The sequence below is a fragment of the Xanthobacter pseudotagetidis genome (assembly GCF_043194795.2).
Lineage (GTDB): Bacteria > Pseudomonadota > Alphaproteobacteria > Rhizobiales > Xanthobacteraceae > Xanthobacter > Xanthobacter tagetidis_A.
Genome location: NZ_CM195534.1, coordinates 3,089,238 through 3,113,407, shown reverse-complemented (window position 1 = coordinate 3,113,407; position 24,170 = coordinate 3,089,238). Strand labels below are relative to the sequence as shown.

The following is a 24,170-nucleotide window of genomic DNA, read 5'->3' as shown; positions in this document are numbered from 1 at the left end:
GCACCGTTTTATCGAATCATCTTTTTTAGCCTGGAGGTATCCGTCCCCAAGTCCCTCAGGACGCAGGGGAGTTCTTCCCGAAGGCGGCCCGTGCCGCGGCCGATCGGGGCGAAATGGGCGCATTTTCTTGTCCCAATCCGGGCCGCCACCCCTTAAGGTGCCGCTCGCGCCGACGCGCACTTCCGGGGCCGGACGACGTTCTCCTGCGACAGGAGTTCCTCGGCCGTCCCACCCGTGAGAGCCCGCGCCGGCCTGCCGTCCCCGACGGATTCGGCCTGCCCGGCCCAGCCTGAGGGAGACCTGCCTATGCGTCGTGGCCTCGACCATGTCGTCCATCTCGTCCGTGACCTGGACTCCGCGGGGGAGATCTACGATCTGCTCGGATTCACCGTGGGCGCGCGCAACCGCCATCCCTTCGGCACCGAGAACCGCATCATCCAGACGGACGGCTTCTTCATCGAGCTGCTGCAGGTGGTGGAGCCGGAGAAGATCCCGGCCGCGACGGCGACCGGCTTCTCCTTCGGCGCCTTCAACCAGGCGTTTCTGGAGCGCAATGGGGAAGGGCTCTCCATGGCGGTGTTCGAGGGCCGCGATCCGGTGGCCGACAAGGCGGAGTTCGACGCCGCCGGCTTCGGCGGCTTCGACACCGTGGACTTCGCCCGCAAGGCGCGCCGGGCGGACGGCCAGGACGTGGACGTCTCGTTCTCGCTCGCCTACGCCGCCTCGCCGACGGCGCCCGACTTCGGCACCTTCACCTGCCTCCAGCGCAAGCCGGAGAACTTCTGGTCCGCCGACCTTCAGCGCCACGCCAACGGCGCGACGGGCCTCGCCGGCATCGTGCTGGTGTCCGAGAGCCCGGTGGACGACATTCCGTTCCTCGACACGGTGAGCGGCGTCTCGCTCAATCGGGCCTCGGAGGGCTGGTTCGTCGGCCAGACCCCGCGCGGGCAGATCGACCTCATGTCGCGGGCGCTCTATATGGATCGCTACGGCGTGCCCGGGCCGGCGGGCGAGGGCCTGCGCCTCGCCGCCGTCCGCTTCGCCACCTCCGGCGCGCCGGAGCTGCGGCGCGCGCTCGCCGCCCGCCGCATGGTGGAGGAAGCGATCGAGGGCATGGTCGTGGTGCCGCCCCGTGCCGCCCTGGGCGCGACCATCGTGTTCGAGCGGGACGTGTGACCGGCGGGCAGGGGTTTTAATTCCTCCCAAGAAACACTATTTACCCAAGCTAGGGCGGACGGCCGCCCGTTCGTTCGAACCCGGCGGGACGGCCCGCTGCGGAGCGTTCCTCCCATGGCTTGGGTCTATCTGTGTGTTGCCGGCCTCCTGGAAGTGGGCTGGGCCATCGGCATGAAGTATTCCGACGGCTTCACCCGCCTGTGGCCGAGCCTCATCACGCTCGTCAGCATCGCCGTGAGCCTGTTCCTGCTCAGCCTGTCGCTGAAGTCCATACCCATCGGCACCGCTTATGCGGTGTGGGCGGGCATAGGCACGGTGGGCACCGCGATCGTCGGCATCGCGGTGTTCTCCGAATCGACCGACCTGCTGCGGCTCGCCTCGATCGGCCTGATCGCCGCGGGGCTGGTGGGGCTGAAGCTCGTCACCCCCTGAGAAGGGGGGCCAAGGGCGGTGCCGCGCGGCATTCGGGGCGGCAGTCGGGGCGGTTCGGGGGCGGGCAGGGGGGCCGCAGCAGCCGTTCCGGCGGCCGGTGCCCGCGGAAACGGCGCGGAACCCGGCTTTTTGTCGGATCGGCGCCCGCCGCAGGCTTGACGCAGAGCGACTCTGCGGATAGAAGCGGCCCACTTTCGCGGCAGGCGGTCGGCGTCTGAGCGGTCGGTTCCTTATTCCCTGCTTCGGCCCGAAGCCTGGACGGTCCCGACCAGGGGAGCCGAAACGCTGCCAGGAACAGCACTGCGATAACATCAGGTGCACGATCGCGGCGCCGCCCTTCGGGGACCGAGCGTTGTGATCCTCTGTCGCGAACAAGGCGCGTCCGCCCCGCCACGGCGGTGGACGGCGCCTTTTGCGTCGTGGTGCGGCCGGCGGGAAACCGTCGTGCCGAAGCGTTTTCAAGGCCGCCTCCGGGCGGCCACCGTGGCGGCCCGCAGGGGCCGTCGAACCGAAGAAGAAGCGGCCCTGGGCCGCAAGCAGGACGAGGCGAAGGCGTACATGCCGACGATCAACCAGCTGATCCGCAAGCCGCGCGAAGCGCAGAAGGCCCGCGACAAGGCGCCGGCGCTCCAGGCGAGCCCCCAGAAGCGCGGCGTCTGCACGCGCGTCTACACCACGACCCCGAAGAAGCCGAACTCGGCGCTTCGCAAGGTCGCCAAGGTGCGGCTCACCAACAGCTACGAAGTGATCGGCTACATCCCCGGCGAGGGCCACAACCTTCAGGAGCACTCCGTGGTGATGATCCGCGGCGGCCGCGTGAAGGACCTTCCCGGCGTGCGCTACCACATCCTGCGCGGCGTGCTCGACACGCAGGGCGTCAAGAACCGCAAGCAGCGCCGTTCGAAGTACGGCGCGAAGCGGCCGAAGTGAGGAACTGAGCGATGTCCCGTCGTCACAAGGCCGAGCGCCGCGAAGTCATCCCGGACGCCAAGTACGGCTCCACCATCCTGTCGCGCTTCATGAATTCCGTCATGCGCGACGGCAAGAAGTCGGTCGCCGAAGGCATCGTCTATGGCGCCCTCGACGTGGTCGAGGCGAAGGCCAAGCACGATCCGGTGGACGTGTTCATCCAGGCGCTCGAGAACGTGGCGCCGGCGGTGGAAGTCCGCTCCCGCCGCGTCGGCGGCGCCACCTACCAGGTGCCGGTCGAGGTGCGCACCGAGCGCCGCCAGACCCTGGCCATCCGCTGGCTGATCGCCTCGGCCCGCGCCCGCAACGAGAAGACCATGGTCGAGCGCCTGTCCTCGGAGCTGCTCGACGCCGCCAACAACCGCGGCAACGCGGTGAAGAAGCGTGAGGACACGCACCGGATGGCGGAAGCCAACCGCGCCTTCTCGCATTATCGCTGGTGATCGGAGAGGACTGAGCCATGCCCCGTACTCACGCGATCGAGGACTACCGCAACTTCGGCATCATGGCCCACATCGATGCCGGCAAGACCACGACCACCGAGCGGATCCTCTATTACACCGGCAAGAGCCACAAGATCGGCGAAGTCCATGACGGCGCCGCCACCATGGACTGGATGACCCAGGAGCAGGAGCGCGGCATCACCATCACGTCGGCCGCGACGACTGCGTTCTGGTCGGGCAAGCGCCTGAACATCATCGACACCCCCGGGCACGTGGACTTCACCATCGAGGTGGAGCGCTCCCTGCGCGTGCTCGACGGCGCCGTGTGCGTGCTGGACGGCAACCAGGGCGTCGAGCCGCAGACCGAGACCGTGTGGCGCCAGGCGGACAAGTACAACGTGCCGCGCATCGTGTTCGTCAACAAGATGGACAAGATCGGCGCCGACTTCTACCGCTGCGTCGAGATGATCGTCGACCGCGTCGCCGGCAACCCCGTGTGCTGCCAGCTGCCGATCGGCTCCGAGAACAACTTCAAGGGCATCATCGACCTCGTCCGCATGAAGGCGGTCGTGTGGGAAGACGAGGCCCTCGGCGCCAAGTACCATGACGAGGAGATTCCCGCCGATCTCGCCGACAAGGCCGCCGAATACCGCAACAAGCTGGTGGAAGCCGCCGTCGAGCTCGACGACGACGCCATGGCCGCGTACCTGGACGGCACCGAGCCCGACGAGGCGACCCTCAAGTCGCTGATCCGCAAGGCGGTGATCGGCCGCAAGTTCAACCCCGTCTTCTGCGGCTCGGCCTTCAAGAACAAGGGCGTGCAGCCGCTGCTCGACGCGGTGGTGGACTATCTGCCGTCGCCCATCGATCGCGGCGCCATCAAGGGCATCGACTTCAAGACCGAGGAAGAGACCGACCGCAAGCCGGCCGACAACGAGCCTCTGTCCGTGCTTGCGTTCAAGATCATGGACGACCCGTTCGTGGGCACCATCACCTTCTGCCGCGTCTATTCGGGCGTGATGGAAGCCGGCATGGGCCTTCTGAACTCCACCCGCGACAAGCGCGAGCGCGTGGGGCGCATGCTCCTCATGCACGCCAACAACCGCGAGGACATCAAGGAAGCCTATGCGGGCGACATCGTCGCCCTGGCCGGCCTCAAGGAGGTGCGCACCGGCGACACGCTGTGCGCCACCGACAAGCCGGTGATCCTTGAGAAGATGGAGTTCCCCGAGCCGGTCATCGAGATCGCCATCGAGCCCAAGTCCAAGGCGGACCAGGAGAAGCTCGGCATCGCGCTGTCCAAGCTCGCGGCCGAGGACCCGTCCTTCCGCGTGTCGACCGACCACGAGAGCGGCCAGACCATCCTCAAGGGGATGGGCGAGCTGCACCTCGACATCAAGGTCGACATCCTGAAGCGCACCTACAAGGTGGACGCGAACATCGGCGCCCCGCAGGTGGCCTATCGCGAGACCATCACCAAGAAGGCCGAGGTCGACTACACCCACAAGAAGCAGACCGGCGGTACCGGCCAGTTCGCGCGGGTGAAGTTCGTGGTGGAGCCGAACGAGGCCGGCAAGGGCTTCCAGTTCGAGAGCGCCATCGTCGGCGGCGCGGTGCCGAAGGAGTACATCCCCGGCGTCCAGAAGGGCCTGGAGAGCGTGCTCGGCGCCGGCGTGCTGGCGGGCTTCCCGGTGGTGGACGTCAAGGTGACGCTCGTCGACGGCGCCTATCACGAGGTGGACTCGTCCGCGCTCGCGTTCGAGATCGCGTCCCGCGCCGGCTTCCGCGAGGCCCTGCAGAAGGGCAACTCGGTGCTGCTCGAGCCGATCATGAAGGTCGAGGTGGTCACCCCTGAGGACTACACCGGCTCGGTGATCGGCGACCTGAACTCCCGCCGTGGCCAGATCCAGGGCCAGGACATGCGCGGCAACGCCAACGTGATCAACGCGATGGTGCCGCTCGCCAACATGTTCGGCTACGTGAACACCCTGCGCTCGTTCAGCCAGGGCCGCGCCACCTTCACCATGCAGTTCGACCACTACGAGCAGGTGCCGTCGAACGTCGCCCAGGAGGTCCAGGCCAAGTACGCGTGACGCGCACGGCCTGAACCCCGCTTCACCCTTTCGGATCACGCCAGAGAGACCCAACGGAGAGTCCCATGGCCAAAGAGAAGTTCAACCGTTCGAAGCCGCACTGCAACATCGGCACCATTGGTCACGTTGACCATGGGAAGACGTCGCTGACGGCTGCGATCACGAAGGTTCTTGCGGAGTCTGGCGGGGCGACGTTCACGGCGTACGACCAGATCGACAAGGCGCCGGAAGAGAAGGCGCGCGGGATCACGATCTCCACGGCGCACGTGGAGTACGAGACCAACAACCGCCACTATGCGCACGTGGACTGCCCCGGGCACGCCGACTACGTGAAGAACATGATCACGGGCGCGGCGCAGATGGACGGCGCGATCCTGGTTGTGTCGGCGGCGGACGGCCCGATGCCGCAGACCCGCGAGCACATCCTGCTGGCCCGCCAGGTGGGCGTTCCGGCGCTGGTGGTGTTCCTGAACAAGTGCGACATGGTGGACGACGCCGAGCTTCTCGAGCTGGTCGAGATGGAGGTGCGCGAGCTTCTGTCGAAGTACGACTTCCCCGGCGACGACATCCCGATCATCCGCGGCTCGGCGCTGGTTGCGCTGGAGAACGGCGATCCGGCGCTCGGCCGCGACGCGGTTCTGAAGCTGATGGAGGCGGTCGACGCCTACATCCCGCAGCCGGAGCGCCCGATCGACCTGCCGTTCCTGATGCCGATCGAGGACGTGTTCTCGATCTCGGGCCGCGGCACGGTGGTGACGGGGCGCGTGGAGCGCGGCATCGTGAAGGTGGGCGAGGAAGTGGAGATCGTCGGCATCCGTCCGACCATCAAGACGACCGTGACGGGCGTCGAGATGTTCCGCAAGCTTCTGGACCAGGGGCAGGCCGGCGACAACGTGGGCATCCTGCTTCGCGGCACCAAGCGCGAGGACGTGGAGCGTGGCCAGGTGGTGTGCAAGCCGGGCTCGGTGAAGCCGCACACGAAGTTCAAGGCCGAGGCCTACATCCTGACCAAGGAGGAGGGCGGCCGCCACACGCCGTTCTTCACCAACTACCGCCCGCAGTTCTACTTCCGCACCACGGACGTGACGGGCGTGTGCACGCTTCCCGAGGGCACCGAGATGGTGATGCCGGGGGACAACGTGTCCATGGACGTGGCGCTGATCGTGCCGATCGCCATGGAGGAGAAGCTGCGCTTCGCCATCCGCGAGGGCGGCCGCACGGTGGGCGCCGGCGTCGTCGCCGCCATCATCGAGTGATCAACAAGAACGAAACGCGCTGCGCACCGGCGTGCGCGTTTCCTCTTCCTGGAGCCAATTGAGCCATGAACGGCCAGAACATTCGAATTCGCCTGAAGGCGTTCGATCACCGCATCCTCGATGCGTCGACGCGCGAGATCGTCGCCACGGCCAAGCGCACGGGCGCCCAGGTGCGCGGCCCGATCCCGCTGCCCACGCGGATCGAGAAGTTCACCGTCAACCGTTCGCCTCACATCGACAAGAAGTCGCGCGAGCAGTTCGAGATGCGCACGCACAAGCGGTTGCTCGATATCGTCGACCCGACCCCCCAGACCGTGGACGCGCTGATGAAGCTCGACCTCGCCGCTGGCGTCGACGTCGAAATCAAGCTCTGACGTGGTGCGAGGAGACACGACCATGCGGTCAGGCGTCATCGCCCAGAAGGTCGGCATGACCCGCATCTTCACCGATGCCGGTGAGCACGTGCCGGTCACTGTGCTGAAAGTTGAGAGCTGCCAGGTGGTCGCCCACCGCACGCTCGACAAGAACGGTTATGTCGCGGTCCAGCTCGGAGCCGGCCGCCGCAAGCCCAAGAACGTGACCCGCGCCGAGCGCGGCCACTTCGCCGTGGCTCACGTCGAGCCCAAGCGGAAGATGGCCGAGTTCCGCGTGCCGGAGGAGGCGCTGATCCCGGTCGGCGCCGAGATCACGGCTGACCACTTCGTCGTGGGCCAGTTCGTGGACGTGACCGGCACCACCATCGGCAAGGGCTTCGCCGGCGGCATGAAGCGCCACAATTTCGGTGGTCTTCGCGCCTCGCACGGCGTCTCCATCTCGCATCGTTCGATCGGTTCGACCGGCGGCCGCCAGGACCCGGGCAAGACCTTCAAGAACAAGAAGATGCCGGGCCACATGGGCGACGTCACCGTCACCACCCAGAACCTGAAGGTGGTGATGACCGACGTCGAGCGCGGCCTGATCGCGGTCGAGGGCGCCGTCCCCGGCCACGCCGGCGGCTGGATCACCGTGCGCGACGCGGTCAAGAAGAAGCTGCCCGAGGCGGCTCCCAAGCCCGGCGCGTTCAAGCTCGCCAACGGCGCGGATGCTCCCGCGGCCGAAGCTGCCGCCGAGGAGGGCGTGTGATGGAACTGACCGTCAAGACGCTCGACGGCTCTGACGCCGGCTCGGTGACGCTCGCGGACGAGATCTTCGGTCTCGAGCCGCGCGCGGACATCCTGCACCGCTGCGTGACCTGGCAGCTGTCGCGCCGCCAGGCCGGCACGCACCGCACCAAGGGCCGTTCGGAAATCAACCGCACGTCCAAGAAGATGTACAAGCAGAAGGGCACCGGCAACGCCCGCCACGGCGCGGCCTCGGCGCCGCAGTTCCGCGGCGGCGGTCGCGCCTTCGGCCCGGTGGTGCGCTCGCACGCCATCGACCTGCCGAAGAAGGTGCGCGCGCTGGCCCTGAAGCACGCGCTCTCCTCCAAGGCCAAGGCCGCCCAGCTCGTGGTGGTGGACAGCGCCTCGCTGGCCGACCCCAAGACCCAGGCGCTGAAGGACCGGCTCGCCAAGCTCGGCTGGTCCTCCGTGCTGGTGGTGGACGGCGCCCAGGTGGAGCAGAACATCGCCCTCGCGGCGCGCAACCTGCCTTACGTGGACGTGCTGCCGATCCAGGGCATCAACGTCTACGACATCCTGCGCCGCGACACCCTGGTCCTGACCAAGGCCGCCGTGGACGCGCTGGAGGCGCGCTTCAAATGAGCACGCGCAACATCGAACCGCGTCACTACGACGTCATCGTCTCCCCCGTCATCACCGAGAAGGCGACGGCGGCGAGCGAGTTCAACAAGGTCGTCTTCAACGTCGCGAGCACCGCCAGCAAGCCCCAGATCAAGGAGGCGGTGGAGAAGCTCTTCGACGTGAAGGTGAAGAGCGTCAACACGCTGGTCCGCAAGGGCAAGGTGAAGATCTTCCGTGGCCGCAAGGGCGTCCAGAGCGACGTCAAGAAGGCCGTGGTGACCCTCGAAGAGGGCCAGAAGATCGACATCACCACGGGCCTGTGAGCTGAAGGAAACGGAAGAAGACCATGGCGCTGAAGCATTTCAAGCCGGTCACGCCGAGCCTTCGCCAGCTCGTGATCGTCGACCGCTCCGGCCTCTACAAGGGCAAGCCGGTGAAGACCCTGACCGAGGGCAAGTCGTCCTCGGGCGGGCGCAACAACAACGGCCGCGTGACCGTCCGCTTCCGTGGCGGCGGCCACAAGCAGTCGTACCGCGTCGTCGACTTCAAGCGCCTGAAGCGCGGCATGCCCGCGAGCGTCGAGCGCCTGGAGTACGATCCGAACCGCTCGGCCTTCATCGCCCTCATCAAGTATGAGGACGGCGAGCTCGCCTACATCCTGGCCCCGCAGCGCCTCGCCGTGGGCGACCAGGTGATCGCCGGCGAGCAGGTGGACGTGAAGCCGGGCAATGCCGGCCCGCTGTCCTCCCTGCCGGTGGGCACGATCGTGCACAACGTGGAGCTGAAGGTGGGCAAGGGCGGCCAGATCGCCCGCTCCGCCGGCACCTACGCGCAGATCGTCGGCCGCGACCAGGGCTACGTGATCGTGCGCCTGAACTCCGGCGAGCAGCGCCTGGTGCTCGGCGCCTGCTACGCCACGGTGGGCGCGGTCTCGAACCCGGACCACATGAACATCTCGCTCGGCAAGGCCGGGCGCAGCCGCTGGCTCGGCCAGCGCCCGCACAATCGCGGCGTGACCATGAACCCGGTCGACCACCCGCACGGCGGCGGCGAAGGCCGCACCTCGGGCGGCCGCCATCCGGTCACCCCCTGGGGCTTCCCCACCAAGGGCAAGAAGACCCGCAACAACAAGGCGACGGACAAGTTCATCGTGTCCAGCCGCCACAAGCGGAAGAAGTGAGGGCCTGAACGATGACACGCTCGGTTTGGAAGGGCCCCTTCGTCGACGGCTACCTCCTGAAGAAGGCGGAGACCGCCCAGGGGTCGGGTCGCAGGGACGTTATCAAGATCTGGAGCCGGCGCTCCACGATCCTGCCCCAGTTCGTGGGCTTAACCTTCGGCGTCTACAACGGCCACAAGCACGTGCCCGTGAGTGTCACCGAGGAAATGATCGGCCAGAAGTTCGGCGAGTTCGCGCCGACCCGTACCTATTACGGGCACGCGGCCGACAAGAAGTCGAAGCGGCGGTGATCGGTCATGGGTAAGCAGGCAAAGCCCCGCGCGCTCGCGGACAACGAAGCCAAGGCGGTGGCGCGCAATCTGCGCGTCTCGCCGCAGAAGCTCAATCTGGTCGCGGGCCTGATCCGCGGCAAGAAGGTGGCGACGGCGCTCGCCGATCTCGAGTTCTCTCACAAGCGGATCGCCCGCGACGTGAAGAAGTGCCTCGAGAGCGCGATCGCCAACGCCGAGAACAACCACGAGCTCGATGTCGACGACCTGATCGTCGCCGAGGCGCACGTGGGCAAGGGTCTGGTGATGAAGCGGTTCTCGCCGCGGGCGCGCGGTCGTGCCTCGCGCATCGAGAAGCCCTTCTCCCACATCACCATCGTGGTGCGGGAAGTCGAGGAGCGGGCCTGATGGGTCAGAAGGTCAATCCGGTCGGGCTCCGGCTCGGCATCAACCGCACGTGGGACAGCCGCTGGTTCGCCAGCAAGGGCGAGTACGGCAAGCTGCTCCACGAGGACATCAAGATCCGCGAGATGCTGCTGAAGCAGCTCAAGCAGGCCGCGGTGTCCAAGGTGGTGATCGAGCGTCCGCACAAGAAGTGCCGCGTGACCATCTACTCGGCGCGTCCGGGCGTGGTCATCGGCAAGAAGGGCGCGGACATCGACAAGCTGCGCAAGAAGGTCTCCGAGATGACGGACTCGGAGGTGTTCATCAACATCGTCGAGATCCGCAAGCCCGAGACCGACGCGACGCTGGTGGCCGAGTCCATCGCCCAGCAGCTGGAGCGCCGCGTGGCCTTCCGCCGCGCCATGAAGCGCGCGGTGCAGTCGGCCATGCGCCTCGGCGCCGAGGGCATCCGCATCAACTGCTCGGGCCGCCTCGGCGGCGCTGAGATCGCGCGCCTGGAATGGTACCGCGAGGGCCGCGTCCCGCTGCACACCCTGCGCGCGGACGTGGACTACGGCACCGCCACCGCCTTCACCACGTACGGCACGTGCGGCGTGAAGGTGTGGATCTTCAAGGGCGAGATCCTCGAGCATGATCCCATGGCGCAGGACAAGCGCCAGGCCGAGCAGGAAGCCGGTCCCTCCTCGCGTCCCCCGCGGCGCGAGCGTGGCGACCGCGACCGCGGCGATCGTGACCGCGGCGACCGCGGTCATGGCGACCGCGACCGCGCCTGACGGCCTGACTGGTTAAGAAGGCGATCAAGCCATGTTGCAACCCAAGCGCACCAAGTTCCGCAAGCAGTTCAAGGGACGCATCCACGGCGTCGCCAAGGGCGGCACGGAATTGAACTTCGGCGAGTTCGGCCTCAAGGCCCTCGAGCCGGAGCGGGTCACCGCCCGCCAGATCGAAGCGGCCCGTCGCGCCCTCACGCGTCACATGAAGCGTGCGGGCCGGGTGTGGATCCGCGTGTTCCCGGACGTGCCGGTGACCTCCAAGCCCACCGAAGTCCGCATGGGCAAGGGCAAGGGCGCGCCGGAATACTGGGCGGCCAAGGTCAAGCCCGGCCGCATCATGTTCGAGATCGACGGGGTGAGCGTCGAGATCGCCCGCGAGGCCCTGACCCTCGCGGCGGCGAAGCTCCCCATCAAGACGCGCTTCATCCAGCGCATCGCCGAGTGAGGAGAGGCTCATGAAAGCCGAGGACGTTCGGGCCCTCAGCCCCGATCAGCTCGCCGATGAGCTGCTCAAGCTGAAGAAGGAGCAGTTCAACCTGCGCTTCCAGAAGGCGACGGGGCAGCTCGAGAACACCGCGCGCCAGCGCGAGATCCGCCGCGACATCGCGCGGATCAAGACGGTCCAGACTGCAAAGCGCGCCGGTGCGGCGCAGAAGGCGAAGTGAGGAAGCGATGCCGAAGCGCGTGCTCCAAGGCGTCGTGGTGAGCGACAAGACCGACAAGACCGTCGTGGTGCGTGTCGAGCGTCGTTTCACCCACCCGCTCTTGAAGAAGACCGTTCGTCGGTCCAAGAAGTATCACGCCCACGACGAAGGCAATGCCTGGAAGGTGGGGGATACGGTGTGGATCGAGGAGCACCGGCCCCTGTCCAAGCTCAAGAACTGGATCGTGATCCAGGGCGAGAAGCGGGCGGAAGTCTGATAAGAGGTTCCCCGCCCGGGTGATTCGTCCGGGCGGGAGCGAAGGCCCCGGCGCCGGGTCCGTCGGCTCGCAAGTCGAGCCGAGTGGAGACCGCACCGCGGCAAGACCGTGTTCCGATGAGCGGCCACGGTATTCGGGTTTGATGGCAATGCCGGCGCGCCGGCTGAGCCGGTGACGAGAACAGGTGCGTCATGATCCAGATGCAGACCAATCTCGACGTGGCGGACAATTCCGGCGCGCGTCGCGTCATGTGCATCAAGGTGCTTGGCGGCTCCAAGCGGAAGTATGCCCACGTGGGCGACATCATCGTGGTGTCGGTCAAGGAGGCGATCCCGCGCGGCCGCGTGAAGAAGGGCGACGTGATGAAGGCCGTGGTGGTCCGCACCGCGAAGGACATCCGGCGCGTGGACGGCTCGGTGATCCGCTTCGACAAGAACGCGGCGGTCCTCATCAACAACAACAAGGAGCCGGTGGGCACCCGCATCTTCGGCCCCGTTCCGCGCGAGCTGCGCGCGAAGAACCACATGAAGATCATCTCGCTGGCGCCGGAGGTGCTGTGATGGCCGCGAAGATCAAGAAGGGCGACAAGGTCGTCGTCCTCGCCGGCCGCGACAAGGGCCGCTCCGGCGAGGTCATCCAGGTGATGCCGAAGGAGGAGCACGCGCTCGTCCGCGGCGTCAATATCGTCAAGCGTCACCAGCGCCAGACGGCGAACCAGGAAGGCGGGATCATCTCCAAGGAGGCTCCCATCCACCTGTCGAACGTCGCCATCGCCGACCCGAAGGACGGCAAGCCGACCCGCGTCGGCTTCCAGGTGCTGGATGACGGGCGCAAGGTCCGCGTGGCCAAGCGTTCCGGGGAGAAGATCGATGGCTGAGGCGACCTACACCCCCCGGCTGCGCACCTTCTATGACGAGGTGGTGCGGCCGAAAATGATCGAAGAGTTCGGCTACAAGAACGCCCTGGAAGTGCCGACGATCGAGAAGATCGTCATCAACATGGGCGTGGGCGAAGCCACCGCGGACACCAAGAAGGCGACCACCGCCGCCGCGGACCTCGCGAAGATCGCCGGCCAGAAGCCGGTGCTGACCCGCGCCCGCCAGGCGATCTCGAACTTCAAGCTGCGCGAGAACCAGCCGGTTGGCGCCAAGGTGACGCTGCGCAAGGTGCGCATGTACGAGTTCCTGGATCGCCTGGTCACCGTCGCGCTGCCGCGCGTGCGGGACTTCCGCGGCCTGAACCCCAAAAGCTTCGACGGCCGCGGCAACTTCGCCATGGGCGTCAAGGAGCACATCGTGTTCCCCGAGATCGAGTACGACAAGGTCGAGCAGGTCTGGGGCATGGACATCATCGTGTGCACCACGGCGAAGACGGACGAAGAGGCGCGGGCCCTGCTGAAGGCCTTCAACTTCCCCTTCCGTCAGTGACGGTCTAGAAGGGCGGCCCTCTCCAGAAAGGGGAGGGCGGCTCTCGCAGAGTTCGAACGAGAGACGTGATTTTCCGGCCGTGAGGGGCATTGGCCGCCTCAGACGCGGAGAACAGGAGCAGAAGATGGCGAAGAAGAGCGCGATCGAGACGAACGAGCGCCGCCGCAAGCTGGCCAAGGGCCATGCGGCCAAGCGCGCGCGTCTGAAGGCGATCGTGAACGACAAGTCCCTGCCGATCGAGGAGCGCTTCCAGGCGACCTTGAAGTTGGCGGAGCTGCCGCGCAACGGCGCCCGCATCCGCATCCGCAACCGGTGCGAGGTGACGGGTCGTCCGCGGGCGTACTACCGCAAGCTGAAGATGAGCCGTATCGCGCTGCGCGAGCTCGGCAACCAGGGCATGGTCCCCGGCCTCGTGAAGTCGAGCTGGTGAGGAGCTAGAAGATGGCCATCAACGATCCCATCGGCGATCTCATCACCCGCATCCGCAACGCGCAGCTGCGCCGCAAGGACAAGACGCAGACCCCGGGCTCGCGCCTGCGCGCCTCGGTTCTCGACGTCCTGCGCGACGAGGGCTACATCCGCGGCTACACGGCGACCGACCACGGCAACGGCCGCACCGAGTTCGAGATCGAGCTCAAGTATTTCGACGGCGTGCCGGTGATCCGCGAGATCGCCCGTGTGTCGAAGCCCGGCCGGCGCGTCTATGCCTCGGTCAAGAACCTTCCCCGCGTCGCCAACGGTCTCGGCATCGCGGTCGTCTCCACGCCCCAGGGCGTGATGGCCGACCATGAAGCCCGCGACAAGAACGTCGGCGGCGAAGTGCTCTGCACCGTGTTCTGAGGCGAGGGAGAACGATATGTCGAAGATCGGCAAATTGCCCGTCGCCATTCCGTCCGGCGTCACCGCGACGCTGGAGGGGCAGACGGTGAAGGTGAAGGGCCCGAAGGGCGCGCTGCAGCTGACGCTCGTGGAAGAGGTCGGCGCCGACATCGAGGGCGGCGAGCTCAAGGTGTCCATGCGCGGCGAGACCCAGCGCCACCGGGCCATGTGGGGCATGTCCCGCACCCTGGTGTCGAACCTGGTCGAGGGCGTCACCAAGGGCTTCGAGAAGAAGCTGGAGATCACCGGCGTCGGCTACAAGGCGGCGGTCCAGGGCAAGAACCTGAACCTCTCGCTCGGCTACAGCCACGACGTGGTCTATCCGATCCCGGAAGGGATCTCGATCGTGACCCCGAAGCCCACCGAGGTGGTCATCTCCGGCATCGACCGGCAGAAGGTCGGCCAGGTGGCGGCGGAGATCCGCGAGTTCCGCGGTCCCGAGCCCTACAAGGGCAAGGGCGTCAAGTATGCTGGCGAGTTCATCTTCCGCAAGGAAGGCAAGAAGAAGTAAGGATGGCGAGCCATGGCTAAGGATCTTCAGGCGCAGGAGCGCCGCAAGGCCAAGGTGCGTCGCGCCCTCCGCGTCGCCGCGAACGGGCGTCCGCGCCTCAGCGTGCACCGCACCTCGCAGCACATCTACGCGCAGATCATCGACGACGCGAAGGGCGAGACCGTGGTCTCCGCCTCCAGCCTCGAAAAGGACCTGCGCGCGTCGCTCAAGACCGGCGCGGACACCGACGCCGCCAAGACCATCGGCAAGCTGGTTGCCGAGCGGGCTCTGGCGAAGGGCGTGTCCGAGGTCGTCTTCGACCGCGGCGCTTACATCTATCATGGGCGCGTCAAGGCGCTCGCCGAAGGTGCCCGCGAGGGCGGCCTTCAGTTCTGACGCGAAGGACGAGCGAAAATGGCCCGTGATCGGGAACAGCGCCACGAGCGCGAGGACCGCGACAACACGTTCGTGGACAAGCTGGTCCACATCAACCGCGTCGCCAAGGTGGTGAAGGGCGGCCGTCGCTTCGGCTTCGCCGCGCTGGTGGTTGTGGGTGACCAGAAGGGCCGCGTCGGCTTCGGCCACGGCAAGGCCCGCGAGGTGCCGGAGGCGATCCGCAAGGCGACGGAGAGCGCCAAGCGCTCGCTGATCCGCGTGCCGCTGCGCGAAGGCCGCACGCTGCACCACGACGTGCACGGCCACCACGGGGCCGGCAAGGTGATCCTGCGCGCGGCTCCGGCCGGCACGGGCATCATCGCCGGCGGCCCCATGCGCGCCGTGTTCGAGACGCTCGGCATGAACGACGTGGTGGCGAAGTCCTTCGGGTCTTCCAACCCCTACAACATGGTGCGCGCCACCTTCGACGCCCTGAAGAACCAGGACAGCCCGCGCTCGGTCGCGGCGCGCCGCGGCCTCAAGGTGTCCCAGCTCCAGTCCCGCCGCCGCGTCGAAGACGCGGAAGCGACGGACTGAGGCGCCAGCGAGAGATCAGGAGCGCCGTCATGAGCGACAAGACCGTCACCGTGGAGCAGATCGGCTCGCCGATCCGCCGCCCGTTCGACCAGGAGGCCACGCTGAAGGGCCTCGGGCTGAACAAGCGGCACCGCCGCTCCACCCTCAAGGATACCCCGGCCGTCCGCGGCATGATCGCCAAGGTCGCCCATCTCGTCCGCGTGGTCGAGTGAGGAGCGGGACATGAATCTCGAAGAAATCAGGGACAATCCCGGCGCCCGCAAGAAGCGCATGCGGGTCGGCCGCGGCATCGGCTCCGGCAAGGGCAAGACCGCCGGGCGCGGCGTCAAGGGCCAGAAGGCCCGCACCGGCGTCGCCATCAAGGGCTTCGAGGGCGGCCAGATGCCGCTCCATCGGCGCCTGCCGAAGCGCGGCTTCAACAACATCTTCCGCCTCGACTTCGCCGAGGTCACCCTCGGCCGCATCCAGGCGGCGGTCGATGCCGGCAAGCTCGACGCCTCCAAGCCGGTCGACGCCGCGGCGCTGATCGCCTCCGGCGTGCTGCGCCGGGCCAAGGACGGCGTGCGGCTGCTCGCCACCGGCGAGATCACCGCCAAGGTGAAGGTGGAGGTGGCCTATGCCACCAAGGCCGCCACCGAGGCCGTGGAGAAGGCCGGCGGCTCGATCACCGTGCTCGCCCGGAAGGCCGAGAAGGCCGCGGACTGACGATGTGAGAGGGCCGGGCGCGCTTGCGCCCGGTTCTCGTTTTGGTGCGCGGCGCGGCATCTCGCTCGGGCCTGTCCGGAATGGCTTTCCGGATACACTCCGGATCGATGCGCCGGCGCCGCCTTGGCACCGCAATTCCCGCCCTCATATAAGGGCTGCGCCCCTTCCTGCGGGGGCGGCCTCAAGCGGAGCAAGGCATGGTCTCGGCGGCGGAACAACTCGCGGCGAACCTCAATTTCGGCGCCCTCGGCAAGGCCGAGGAACTCAAGAAGCGCATCTGGTTCACCCTCGGCGCGCTGCTGGTCTACCGGCTCGGCACCTACATCCCCATGCCCGGCATCAACCCCGATGCCCTCGCGGACGTCTTCAAGACCGCGAACCAGGGGATCATCGGCCTGTTCAACATGTTCTCGGGCGGCGCCGTGGAGCGCATGGCGATCTTCGCCCTGAACATCATGCCGTACATCTCCGCCTCCATCATCATCCAGCTGCTCACCAGCGTGTCACCCACGCTGGAGGCGCTGAAGAAGGAAGGCGAGGCGGGCAGGAAGCAGCTCAACCAGTACACCCGCTATCTCACCGTGGTGCTGGCGCTGTTCCAGGCCTATGGCATCGCCGTCGGCCTGGAAGGCTCGGGCACCGTGGTGGCCGAGCCGGGCTGGTTCTTCCGCATCACCACCGTCATCACGCTCACCGGCGGAACCATGTTCCTGATGTGGCTGGGCGAGCAGATCACCTCGCGCGGCATCGGCAACGGCACCTCGCTCATCATCTTCGGCGGCATCGTCGCGGAGCTTCCGGGCGCCTTCGTGCGCACCCTGGAGCTCGGCCGCGAGGGCGCCATCTCCACCGTGCTGATCCTCGCGGTCCTGGTGATGGCGGTGCTGGTGATCGCCTTCATCGTGTTCATGGAGCGCGCCCAGCGCCGGCTGCTGATCCAGTATCCCAAGAGGCAGGTGGGCAACCGGGTCTATGAGGGCCAGTCCTCGCATCTGCCGCTGAAGCTGAACACCTCGGGCGTGATCCCGCCGATCTTCGCCTCGTCGCTGCTGCTGATCCCGACCACCATCGCCAGCTTCTCGCAGGGCCAGGGGCCGGAATGGCTGCAGACCATCACCACCCATCTCGGCCACGGGCGCCCGCTCTACATGGTGCTCTATGTGGCGCTGATCGTGTTCTTCTGCTTCTTCTACACCGCCATCGTGTTCAACCCGAGCGAGACGGCGGACAACCTGAAGAAGCACGGCGGCTTCATCCCCGGCATCCGGCCCGGCGAGCGCACCGCCGAATATATCGACTACGTCCTCACCCGCATCACCGTGGTGGGCGCGGCCTACATTGCGGCGGTTTGCCTCTTCCCCGAACTGCTGATTTCCTATGCGTCGGTTCCGTTCTATTTCGGTGGAACGTCGCTGCTGATCGTGGTCAGCGTGACCATGGATACCGTGTCCCAGATTCAGGGACACCTCTTGGCCCACCAGTACGAAGGACTGGTCAAGAAGGCCAAGCTGCGCGGGGGGAGGAGGAAATAAGATGAGGCTGGTGCTGCTGGGACCGCCCGGAGCCGGCAAGGGGACGCAGGCGCAACGGCTGGTGGCCCGTCACGGGATCGTTCAGCTCTCCACGGGCGACATGCTGCGCGCCGCGGTGGCGGCGGGCACGCCGGTGGGCCTCAAGGCCAAGGCGGTGATGGAATCGGGCGGCCTCGTCTCCGATGACATCGTCATCGGCATCATCTCCGAGCGCATCGAAGCGCCGGACGCCCGCAACGGATTCATCCTCGACGGCTTCCCGCGCACCGTGGCGCAGGCCGAGGCGCTCGACCGCCTGCTCGCCGAGAAGGGCCTCAAGCTCGACGCGGTGATCGAGCTGGTGGTGGACCAGGAGAAGCTGGTGGGCCGCATCCTCAATCGCGCCGCCGAGGCCCAGGCCAAGGGCGAGCCGGTGCGCAAGGACGACGACCCGGAGGTCTTCAAGGCCCGCCTCGACGCCTATAACCGCGACACCGCCGTGGTCTCGCCCTACTACAGCGCGCGGGGGCAGCTGAAGCAGATCGACGGCATGAAGCCCATCGACGAGGTGACGCGCGCCATCGACGGGATTCTGGCCGAGGCGGCCTGAGCGCTCCGGTATCGGTCGTCCCGGGGCCGTGCAGATTTTTTTCGGCGGAGGACGCGGCGCGTTGCGCGCCCCGTCCCCGCCTTTTTTTCTTGCAGCCAAAGGTTTTCGCGGCCTTTTGCCGTGCCCGGCCGCGGCGCCCGCCGCTTCCTTGATGGCGCGCGGCGGCTTTCGGAGCGTCACCGAAATATGCTGAAGTGGCGGCATCATCCTCCGGGAGGCTGAGGCAGGCCGGCGCCCGGCGGGGCGGCGGATGGAGGCAGCGGCGCATGGTTGAGGACGCATCCGGCACGGTCTCGTCCGGCACGGTCTCGAAGGACGGGGTGGGCGCCGCGCGCGGCCCTTGGCGGTGGCGGCCGGGCGTGCTGCTGCTGGGCCTTGCCGCCCTTGCGCTTCTGGCCATCGTCACCATCGCCACCGCCCAGCGGCCGGTGGAGGACGACCTCACGGCGCGCGCCGTCGCCGTGCTGGACCGCAGCGGCGAATCCTGGGCCGTCGTCTCGTTCGACGGCCGGGATGCGACCCTTGCGGGCGAATCCCTGGCCGAGGAGGCGCGCGCCAAGGTCCGCGCCTCGCTCGATGCCATGTTCGGCGTCAGGATGGTGAAGGACGAGACGACGCTGCTGCCCGAGCGCCGGCCGTTCACCTTCAGCGCCGTGAAGAGCGGCAACGCGCTGGCGCTCAACGGCTACGTTCCATCCAAGGAGGCGCTCCAGCGCATCGCCGCGGCTGCCCGCGCCACCGGCGCCACCGTGACCGGAGAGGAACGCCTGGTGCGGGCGCGCGGCGCGCCGCCCGGTGATTTCGCCGCGCTCGCCACCTTCGCCATCGCCCAGCTCGACCGGCTGCCGTCCGGCCGGATCACGCTCTCGGACGGCGCCGTGGCCATCGAGGGCCGCGCCGCGGATCTCGCCAGCTACGACGCCCTGCGCGCCACCATGGACGGCCCGCTGCCGCCCGGCATGACGCTGGCGCGCTTCGCGGTGCGCCCGCCGGTGGCCTCGCCCTTCCTGTTCGTCGCCACGCGCGACGGCAGCGGCGTCCGCCTCTCCGGCTACGTGCCCTCCGAGGATGCGCGGGCGGAGGCCCTGCGCGCGCTGCGCGGTCTTCTGCCCGGGATCGATATCCGCGACGAGACGCGGCTTGCCGACGGCGCGCCGGCGACCGACCTCTGGCTCCGCGCGGTGCGGCTCGCGGGCCGCGCGCTGGCGGCGGTGCCGAACGGCCGTGTGGGGCTCGCCGACAGCACCATCTCCATCGAGGCCGTGGCGCCGGATTTCGTCGCCTATGACGTGCTCGCCGGGCTTCGGCGCACGCCGCCGGAAGGCTTCCAGATCACGCGCTTCGCGGTCGAGCCGCCGCGCGTCTCGCCGTTCACCTGGAAGCTGACGCGCCTCCCGGACAAGGTGGTGCTCTCGGGCTATGCGCCCTCTGAGGAGGCGCGCCGGCTTCTGGTGGATGCGGCCCGCGGCGCGCTGCCGGGCGTCGGCGTGGTGGACGAGATGCGGCTTGCCTCAGGCGGGCCGAGCCCCGAGGCCTGGGCCGCGGCCTCCAGCTTCGCGGTCGCGCAGCTCGCCAAGCTGCGCAGCGGATCGGCGGACGTGGGCGGCGCGCGGGTGGTGCTCTCCGGCGAGGCGCTCGATTCGGCGACCTACGGCACCCTGCGCCAGGCGGCGGCCCAGCCGCCGGCGGGGCTGAGCGTGGACGCGAGCGCGGTGCGCCCGCCCACCATCTCGCCTTACGTGTTCGCGGTGCGGCGCGAGGGCGATGCGCTGACCCTTTCGGGCTTCTATCCCGACGAGCCCGCCCACCAGGCGCTGCGCGCCGCGCTCGAGCGCGACTTCCTCAAGGAGAAGCTCAACGACGTCTCCGCCATCGGCGGCGGCGCGCCCAAGGGCTTCCTCGACGCGGCGCAGGCCGGGCTGTCCCAGCTCGCGCGCCTCGGCACCGGCGAGATGCGCCTCACCGACACCCAGATGCGCCTGTCCGGCACCACCCTGCGCCCCGGCGCCGACGCGGAGATCGCCGCCGATCTGGCGCGGCGCCTGAAGCCGCCGTTCGCCGTGGAGACGGCGCTGGAGGCTTCTCCGCCGGGCCCGCCCGCCAGCGCGCCCGAGTGCCAGAAGTCGGTCAACGATCTCCTGGTGCGGGCCACGATCCTGTTCGATTCCGGCAGCCAGCGCATCGACCGCCGCAGCCTCGGGCTCCTCGACCGGCTCGCCTTCTCGCTGGCGCGCTGTCCAGGCTCGATCGTCGAGGTGACGGGCCACACCGACTCGGACGGCGATTCCGACTTCAACCAGCGCCTGTCGCAGGCGCGGGCCGATGCCGTGGTGCTCTATCTCGCCGATGCCGGCATCGCCCGCGAGCGCCTTTCGGCGGCCGGCTACGGCACCTCCCGCCCGGTGGCGCCCAACGACACCGAGGCGGGCAAGGCGCTCAACCGGCGCATCGAGATCACGGTGAAGGAGGGAGCCTCGCAATGATCTACCTCGCGCTGGCGCTCTGGCCCTATCTCATCGGCGCGCTGATCCTCGGCCTCCTCACCGGCTATTGCGCGCGCCGGCCGCTGCCGAGAGGGGGAGGACGGCCATGAGGGCGTTCGCCATCGAGACCGCGCTGCTCCTGGCGCTGATTTTCGCCATCGGCTTTGCCATCGGCCTCTATCTGCGCGCGCGCCGGACGCGGGCGGCGGTCGGGCGCGTGGACGCCTTGCCGGCCATCCCGGCCGTGGCCGCGCCCGCCGCCGGCGCCGATGCGGAAACCAGGGCCGCGGCCGAAGCCAGGGCGGACGCCGATGACGTCGCCCCCGCGGTCGCGGCGGAATCGGCCGACGTGCCGCCGCCGGCCGTTCAGGGCGAGCTGTTGCTCGGGACCGCCGAGCCCTCCAATGTCTCCTCGGAGCCGGCCACGGCCGCCGCGAGGCCCGCCGCCCAGCCTCAAGCCAAGACCCAAGCCAAGACCCAAGCCAAGCCTGCCGCCAAGGGCAAGGCCGACGCGGACCATCCGGGGCGCCGGCCTCCGGCACAGGAGGCGCCCGAGGCGGGCAGCGACGACCTCAAGCTCATCAAGGGCATCGGGCCGCAGAACGAGGCGCGCCTCAACGCGCTGGGCATCCACAGCCTGAGCCAGATCGCCGGCTGGACCGAGGAGGAGGCCCTGTGGGTGGGGTCCTATCTCGCCTTTCCCGGGCGCATCGAGCGCGAGGACTGGATCGGTCAGGCCAAGGCGCTCATCGCCGGCGTGAAGCTCGAGGACCTGCGCCTGCCTCCGCGCCGTCCGAGCTGAATCTTCCAGCAGCGCCGTCGGCTGCGGCGGCATCCGCGCGGCGTTGCGGGCGGGGCCGTCCTGATGATGTCGCCCTGAAACGGCACCGGCCGCCCGAAGGCGGCCGGTGGTGCGTCGCGGGCGGCTTGGGGCGTGTCAGCGCTTGCCGCCGCGCAGGTCCGCCTCCAGCTGGAGCTTGGTCGGGATGTTGAAGCGCACCTTGTAGACTTGGTAGTTCTCCATCACCCGCTGCACATAGTTGCGGGTCTCGCCGAACGGGATGCGCTCCACCCAGTCCACCACGTCCACGTCCGGGTCGCGCGGGTCGCCGAAGCGCTCGATCCACTTGCGCACGTTGCCGCGCCCGGCGTTGTAGGCGGCGAACACCAGCACGCAATTGCCGTCATAGATGTCCCACAGCTCGCCCAGCTCGGCGGCGCCGAACTGCACGTTGTAGGACTGGTCGCTCATCAGGCGCGCCTCGTTGTAGGTGGCGCCCGTGACCTTCGCCACCTGGCGGCCGGCGGCCGGCGTCACCTGCATCAGGCCCATGGCCTTGGCGCTCGACACCGTGCCGGGATGGAAATGGCTTTCCTGGCGCGCCACGGCATAGACCATGGCCTTGTCCACCGGGGTTCCGATGGAGGCGTAGTTCGGCAGGCCCGAGGTCGGGAAGGCGATCAGGTCGGTGGGCATGCCGCCGTCGCCGAGGCTCTCGCGCCCCACAGCCAGGGCGCCGCGGGCGTCGCCGTTCGCCTGCGCCAGCTCGGCGAGCAGAGTGAGCTGGCCGGGCTCCTTCAGGTTCCAGGCGAGGTCGTAATAGATGGTCAGCGGGATGTCGCGCTCGCCGATGGCGTAGAGCAGGCGGATCGCCTTCACCGCCTCGATGCGCGGGAAGGTGTTGCGATCCGAGAAGGAGGGCTGCGCCGCGTTGCGCAGCGCCACAGGCTGGACGCCGAGCTCGGTGCGCGCCAATTGGCCATAGTAGGCGGTCGAGAACTGCGCCGCCGCCTGGAAGCGGGCTTGCGCGGTGCCGCGATCGCCGGCGGCGGCCGCGGCCCGGCCCTGCCAGTAATAGGCGCGCGCCAGGGTGATCGGGTGCGACTGCCCCTCGGCGGCGGCCGCGAAGTGCTGGCTCGCCGTGCGCGGGTCCTTCAGGAACCGCAGCGCGATCCAGCCGGCCGTGAACTGCTGCTCGGCGCGGTAGTTGTTGGCCTCCGGCTCGACGCCGGTGGCGGCGATGCGATAGGCGGTGCGCGCATCGCCAGCGTCGATCAGGTCGCGGGCGACGAAACGGCGCTCGATCCACCACTGGTCGGGGGCGAGGGCTGCGTTCTGGCTCTTCGCGCCCTGGAGCAGGGCGCTGGCGGCCTCGGCCGGCTTGTCGTCGCGGCGCAGCAGGCGGCCCTTGGCGAACTGGAAAGCGGGATCGCCGGTCAGGGTGAAAGGCACCTGGGCGAGGAGCTTGCCGGCGCTCGACGCGTTCGCCATCACCGCAAGGCGCGCCTTGGTGAGCGCCACCACGTCGGACCCGGCGCGCTTGGCCGCGCGCAGGGCGCGGTCGCTGTCGCCGGTGTAGCTGAAGCGGTCGGCGCGGGCCTTGTGGTCGGCACGGGTGAGGAGCGAGCCGAACTCGGCCAGCACCTGCTCCTCGAAATTCTCGTTCAGATCGTCCTGGTACCAGGCCTCGCGCAGCCAGTCGGCGGCGTCGGAGCGGCTGCCGGTGGCCATCAGCGCGCGGGCGAGCGCGATCTTGCCCTCGCCGGAGATCGGCGGCTGCTGCGCGAAGAAGGCGCGAATGGTCGCGGGATCGCGCTTCTCCTGGAACAGCATGCGCTCGGCGCGGCGGCGCAGGGTGTTCTGCGTGGGCCAGCCCGGCTTTTCCTGCAGGAAGGCGTTGATTCCGTTGAAGCCGATGTCGTTCGGCGCATGCCGGATCACGAGCCACGTTACCAGCGTGCGCGCCACCTCGTCGTCGAGATCGCGGGCCATGGCGAGGGCCTCGGTGCCCTTGCCGCTGCGCGCGGCGGCCACCGCGGACTTGAGCGTGGAGAGCTCGCCGGTGGGCATCGATGCGGAGGCCGCGAGCGTGGGCGCGGCCGCAGGCTTCGCGGGCGCCGTCGCACGGGTTGGGCCGCCGGCCTTGGACTGGCTGCCGGACGAGGACTTCGGGCTGCTGCTGGAACCGGGCTTGACCGGCGGAATGGGCGCGGACGCGCTTGCCGACTTCGCCGCGTCCTTCTTCGCCGGTTCCTTCTTCGCGGCGGACTTCTTGGCATCCGTCTTCTTCGCGTCCGCCTTCTTCGAATCGGAGCTCTTGGATGTGCCGGACGCCTTCGCATCGGGTGGCGTCGGCGGGAGTGGCGCCGCCTGGGACGCTGCCATCGCGCCGACGGTGGCGACGGTGATCGCCACGGCGCTGGCACGGATCAGGGTCGAAAATGGCGACATGATTGAACCCTCGCGGCCCGGATGTCCGATGAGCGCCGCATGTTCCGCCATGCAAATTGACGAAACCCTAACCACATCGTCGCGGAAGATGAGGGCGAAAGAGGGGCTGCCACAACCTGGGCCTGATGCCCTTTCCCGCCGCGCCAGGACAGGCTAAGGGTTCGGATCGTCGCGCGCTCGATCGCCGACGGAGCCGCAGCGCCGGTCCGGCCACCTGCCGGTC

Annotated in this window: 33 protein-coding genes; 32 read left to right on the top strand and 1 reads right to left on the bottom strand. The window is 68.4% G+C overall.

The features are described from left to right. Positions 1–306: 306 nt before the first annotated feature. The 31 genes from V5F67_RS14325 to V5F67_RS14175 all read left to right on the top strand — a co-directional run bounded on the left by V5F67_RS14325 (position 307) and on the right by V5F67_RS14175 (position 21,517). Complete coding sequence (locus tag V5F67_RS14325) at positions 307–1,176, top strand: VOC family protein (RefSeq protein WP_394017127.1); 870 nt, start codon at positions 307–309, stop codon at positions 1,174–1,176. Between the two features lie 114 nt (positions 1,177–1,290). Continuing rightward, positions 1,291–1,608, top strand: coding sequence for a quaternary ammonium compound efflux SMR transporter SugE (gene sugE / locus V5F67_RS14320; RefSeq protein ID WP_394017128.1), 318 nt, complete (start codon positions 1,291–1,293; stop codon positions 1,606–1,608). Between the two features lie 558 nt (positions 1,609–2,166). After that, positions 2,167–2,538 (top strand): 30S ribosomal protein S12, encoded by a 372-nt coding sequence (gene rpsL / locus V5F67_RS14315; RefSeq protein WP_012113697.1) that lies wholly within the window; start codon positions 2,167–2,169, stop codon positions 2,536–2,538. Positions 2,539–2,549: 11 nt separating this feature from the next. After that, positions 2,550–3,020: a 30S ribosomal protein S7 gene (gene rpsG / locus V5F67_RS14310; RefSeq protein ID WP_121625404.1), complete on the top strand. Its 471-nt coding sequence runs from the start codon at positions 2,550–2,552 to the stop codon at positions 3,018–3,020. 17 nt (positions 3,021–3,037) lie between these two features. Continuing rightward, positions 3,038–5,113: an elongation factor G gene (gene fusA, locus V5F67_RS14305; protein ID WP_394017129.1), complete on the top strand. Its 2,076-nt coding sequence runs from the start codon at positions 3,038–3,040 to the stop codon at positions 5,111–5,113. A 65-nt stretch (positions 5,114–5,178) separates the two neighbouring features. Beyond that, the gene (gene tuf, locus V5F67_RS14300; protein WP_394016692.1) at positions 5,179–6,369 is read left to right on the top strand and encodes an elongation factor Tu; all 1,191 of its coding nucleotides are present in this window, start codon (positions 5,179–5,181) and stop codon (positions 6,367–6,369) included. A gap of 65 nt (positions 6,370–6,434) precedes the next feature. Beyond that, positions 6,435–6,743 carry a 30S ribosomal protein S10 gene (gene rpsJ / locus V5F67_RS14295; RefSeq protein ID WP_012113701.1) on the top strand — a complete coding sequence of 103 codons (309 nt, stop codon included), beginning with the start codon at positions 6,435–6,437 and terminating at the stop codon, positions 6,741–6,743. A 22-nt stretch (positions 6,744–6,765) separates the two neighbouring features. Then, positions 6,766–7,491 carry a 50S ribosomal protein L3 gene (gene rplC, locus V5F67_RS14290; RefSeq protein WP_394017130.1) on the top strand — a complete coding sequence of 242 codons (726 nt, stop codon included), beginning with the start codon at positions 6,766–6,768 and terminating at the stop codon, positions 7,489–7,491. Further along, on the top strand, positions 7,491–8,111 hold the full coding sequence (rplD, locus tag V5F67_RS14285; RefSeq protein WP_394017131.1) for a 50S ribosomal protein L4: 621 nt from the start codon (positions 7,491–7,493) through the stop codon (positions 8,109–8,111). The genes rplC and rplD overlap by 1 nt, the downstream gene beginning before the upstream one ends. Further along, positions 8,108–8,413, top strand: a complete 306-nt coding sequence (locus tag V5F67_RS14280; RefSeq protein WP_394017132.1) for a 50S ribosomal protein L23 — start codon at positions 8,108–8,110, stop codon at positions 8,411–8,413. The genes rplD and V5F67_RS14280 overlap by 4 nt, the downstream gene beginning before the upstream one ends. A 23-nt stretch (positions 8,414–8,436) precedes the next feature. Further along, positions 8,437–9,270, top strand: coding sequence for a 50S ribosomal protein L2 (gene rplB / locus V5F67_RS14275; RefSeq protein ID WP_394017133.1), 834 nt, complete (start codon positions 8,437–8,439; stop codon positions 9,268–9,270). Between the two features lie 11 nt (positions 9,271–9,281). After that, complete coding sequence (rpsS, locus tag V5F67_RS14270; RefSeq protein WP_394017134.1) at positions 9,282–9,560, top strand: 30S ribosomal protein S19; 279 nt, start codon at positions 9,282–9,284, stop codon at positions 9,558–9,560. Positions 9,561–9,566: 6 nt separating this feature from the next. Then, positions 9,567–9,947, top strand: a complete 381-nt coding sequence (gene rplV / locus V5F67_RS14265; protein WP_238121339.1) for a 50S ribosomal protein L22 — start codon at positions 9,567–9,569, stop codon at positions 9,945–9,947. After that, positions 9,947–10,717, top strand: coding sequence for a 30S ribosomal protein S3 (gene rpsC / locus V5F67_RS14260; protein WP_394017135.1), 771 nt, complete (start codon positions 9,947–9,949; stop codon positions 10,715–10,717). Before rplV ends, rpsC begins: the two co-directional genes overlap by 1 nt. A 31-nt stretch (positions 10,718–10,748) precedes the next feature. Further along, entirely contained in the window at positions 10,749–11,162 is a 414-nt protein-coding gene (gene rplP, locus V5F67_RS14255; RefSeq protein WP_121625636.1) for a 50S ribosomal protein L16, read from the top strand. Between the two features lie 10 nt (positions 11,163–11,172). Then, a complete protein-coding gene (gene rpmC / locus V5F67_RS14250; RefSeq protein WP_394017136.1) occupies positions 11,173–11,382 on the top strand; it encodes a 50S ribosomal protein L29 in 210 nt (69 codons plus the stop codon). A gap of 7 nt (positions 11,383–11,389) precedes the next feature. After that, on the top strand, positions 11,390–11,638 hold the full coding sequence (gene rpsQ / locus V5F67_RS14245) for a 30S ribosomal protein S17 (RefSeq protein WP_121625639.1): 249 nt from the start codon (positions 11,390–11,392) through the stop codon (positions 11,636–11,638). Positions 11,639–11,829: 191 nt separating this feature from the next. Beyond that, entirely contained in the window at positions 11,830–12,198 is a 369-nt protein-coding gene (gene rplN / locus V5F67_RS14240; RefSeq protein WP_121625641.1) for a 50S ribosomal protein L14, read from the top strand. Continuing rightward, entirely contained in the window at positions 12,198–12,515 is a 318-nt protein-coding gene (gene rplX, locus V5F67_RS14235; RefSeq protein ID WP_394017137.1) for a 50S ribosomal protein L24, read from the top strand. The genes rplN and rplX overlap by 1 nt, the downstream gene beginning before the upstream one ends. Continuing rightward, the gene (gene rplE, locus V5F67_RS14230; protein ID WP_394017138.1) at positions 12,508–13,065 is read left to right on the top strand and encodes a 50S ribosomal protein L5; all 558 of its coding nucleotides are present in this window, start codon (positions 12,508–12,510) and stop codon (positions 13,063–13,065) included. Before rplX ends, rplE begins: the two co-directional genes overlap by 8 nt. Before the next feature lie 124 nt (positions 13,066–13,189). Continuing rightward, positions 13,190–13,495, top strand: a complete 306-nt coding sequence (rpsN, locus tag V5F67_RS14225; RefSeq protein WP_394017139.1) for a 30S ribosomal protein S14 — start codon at positions 13,190–13,192, stop codon at positions 13,493–13,495. Between the two features lie 11 nt (positions 13,496–13,506). Continuing rightward, positions 13,507–13,905, top strand: a complete 399-nt coding sequence (gene rpsH, locus V5F67_RS14220) for a 30S ribosomal protein S8 (RefSeq protein ID WP_394017140.1) — start codon at positions 13,507–13,509, stop codon at positions 13,903–13,905. Positions 13,906–13,921: 16 nt separating this feature from the next. Continuing rightward, the gene (gene rplF, locus V5F67_RS14215; RefSeq protein ID WP_394017141.1) at positions 13,922–14,455 is read left to right on the top strand and encodes a 50S ribosomal protein L6; all 534 of its coding nucleotides are present in this window, start codon (positions 13,922–13,924) and stop codon (positions 14,453–14,455) included. 12 nt (positions 14,456–14,467) lie between these two features. Beyond that, positions 14,468–14,830, top strand: a complete 363-nt coding sequence (gene rplR, locus V5F67_RS14210) for a 50S ribosomal protein L18 (RefSeq protein WP_394017142.1) — start codon at positions 14,468–14,470, stop codon at positions 14,828–14,830. 18 nt (positions 14,831–14,848) lie between these two features. Further along, positions 14,849–15,406, top strand: a complete 558-nt coding sequence (gene rpsE / locus V5F67_RS14205) for a 30S ribosomal protein S5 (RefSeq protein WP_121625656.1) — start codon at positions 14,849–14,851, stop codon at positions 15,404–15,406. Positions 15,407–15,435: 29 nt separating this feature from the next. Continuing rightward, the gene (gene rpmD, locus V5F67_RS14200) at positions 15,436–15,618 is read left to right on the top strand and encodes a 50S ribosomal protein L30 (RefSeq protein WP_394017143.1); all 183 of its coding nucleotides are present in this window, start codon (positions 15,436–15,438) and stop codon (positions 15,616–15,618) included. Between the two features lie 10 nt (positions 15,619–15,628). Next, on the top strand, positions 15,629–16,111 hold the full coding sequence (rplO, locus tag V5F67_RS14195; protein WP_394017144.1) for a 50S ribosomal protein L15: 483 nt from the start codon (positions 15,629–15,631) through the stop codon (positions 16,109–16,111). A 197-nt stretch (positions 16,112–16,308) separates the two neighbouring features. Beyond that, positions 16,309–17,643: a preprotein translocase subunit SecY gene (secY, locus tag V5F67_RS14190; RefSeq protein WP_394017145.1), complete on the top strand. Its 1,335-nt coding sequence runs from the start codon at positions 16,309–16,311 to the stop codon at positions 17,641–17,643. Between the two features lies 1 nt (position 17,644). Next, positions 17,645–18,232 carry an adenylate kinase gene (locus tag V5F67_RS14185; protein ID WP_394017146.1) on the top strand — a complete coding sequence of 196 codons (588 nt, stop codon included), beginning with the start codon at positions 17,645–17,647 and terminating at the stop codon, positions 18,230–18,232. Between the two features lie 266 nt (positions 18,233–18,498). Next, entirely contained in the window at positions 18,499–20,715 is a 2,217-nt protein-coding gene (locus V5F67_RS14180; RefSeq protein ID WP_394017147.1) for an OmpA family protein, read from the top strand. A gap of 106 nt (positions 20,716–20,821) precedes the next feature. After that, a complete protein-coding gene (locus V5F67_RS14175) occupies positions 20,822–21,517 on the top strand; it encodes a helix-hairpin-helix domain-containing protein (RefSeq protein WP_394017148.1) in 696 nt (231 codons plus the stop codon). Between the two features lie 135 nt (positions 21,518–21,652). Here V5F67_RS14175 and V5F67_RS14170 read toward each other — a convergent pair whose 3' ends face one another. After that, positions 21,653–23,566 (bottom strand): lytic transglycosylase domain-containing protein, encoded by a 1,914-nt coding sequence (locus V5F67_RS14170; RefSeq protein ID WP_394017149.1) that lies wholly within the window; start codon positions 23,564–23,566, stop codon positions 21,653–21,655. Between V5F67_RS14170 and V5F67_RS14165 the strand changes: the two genes are divergently transcribed. Beyond that, positions 23,559–24,104, top strand: a complete 546-nt coding sequence (locus tag V5F67_RS14165) for a hypothetical protein (RefSeq protein ID WP_394017150.1) — start codon at positions 23,559–23,561, stop codon at positions 24,102–24,104. The genes V5F67_RS14170 and V5F67_RS14165 overlap by 8 nt on opposite strands. The last annotated feature ends 66 nt before the right edge of the window (positions 24,105–24,170 follow it).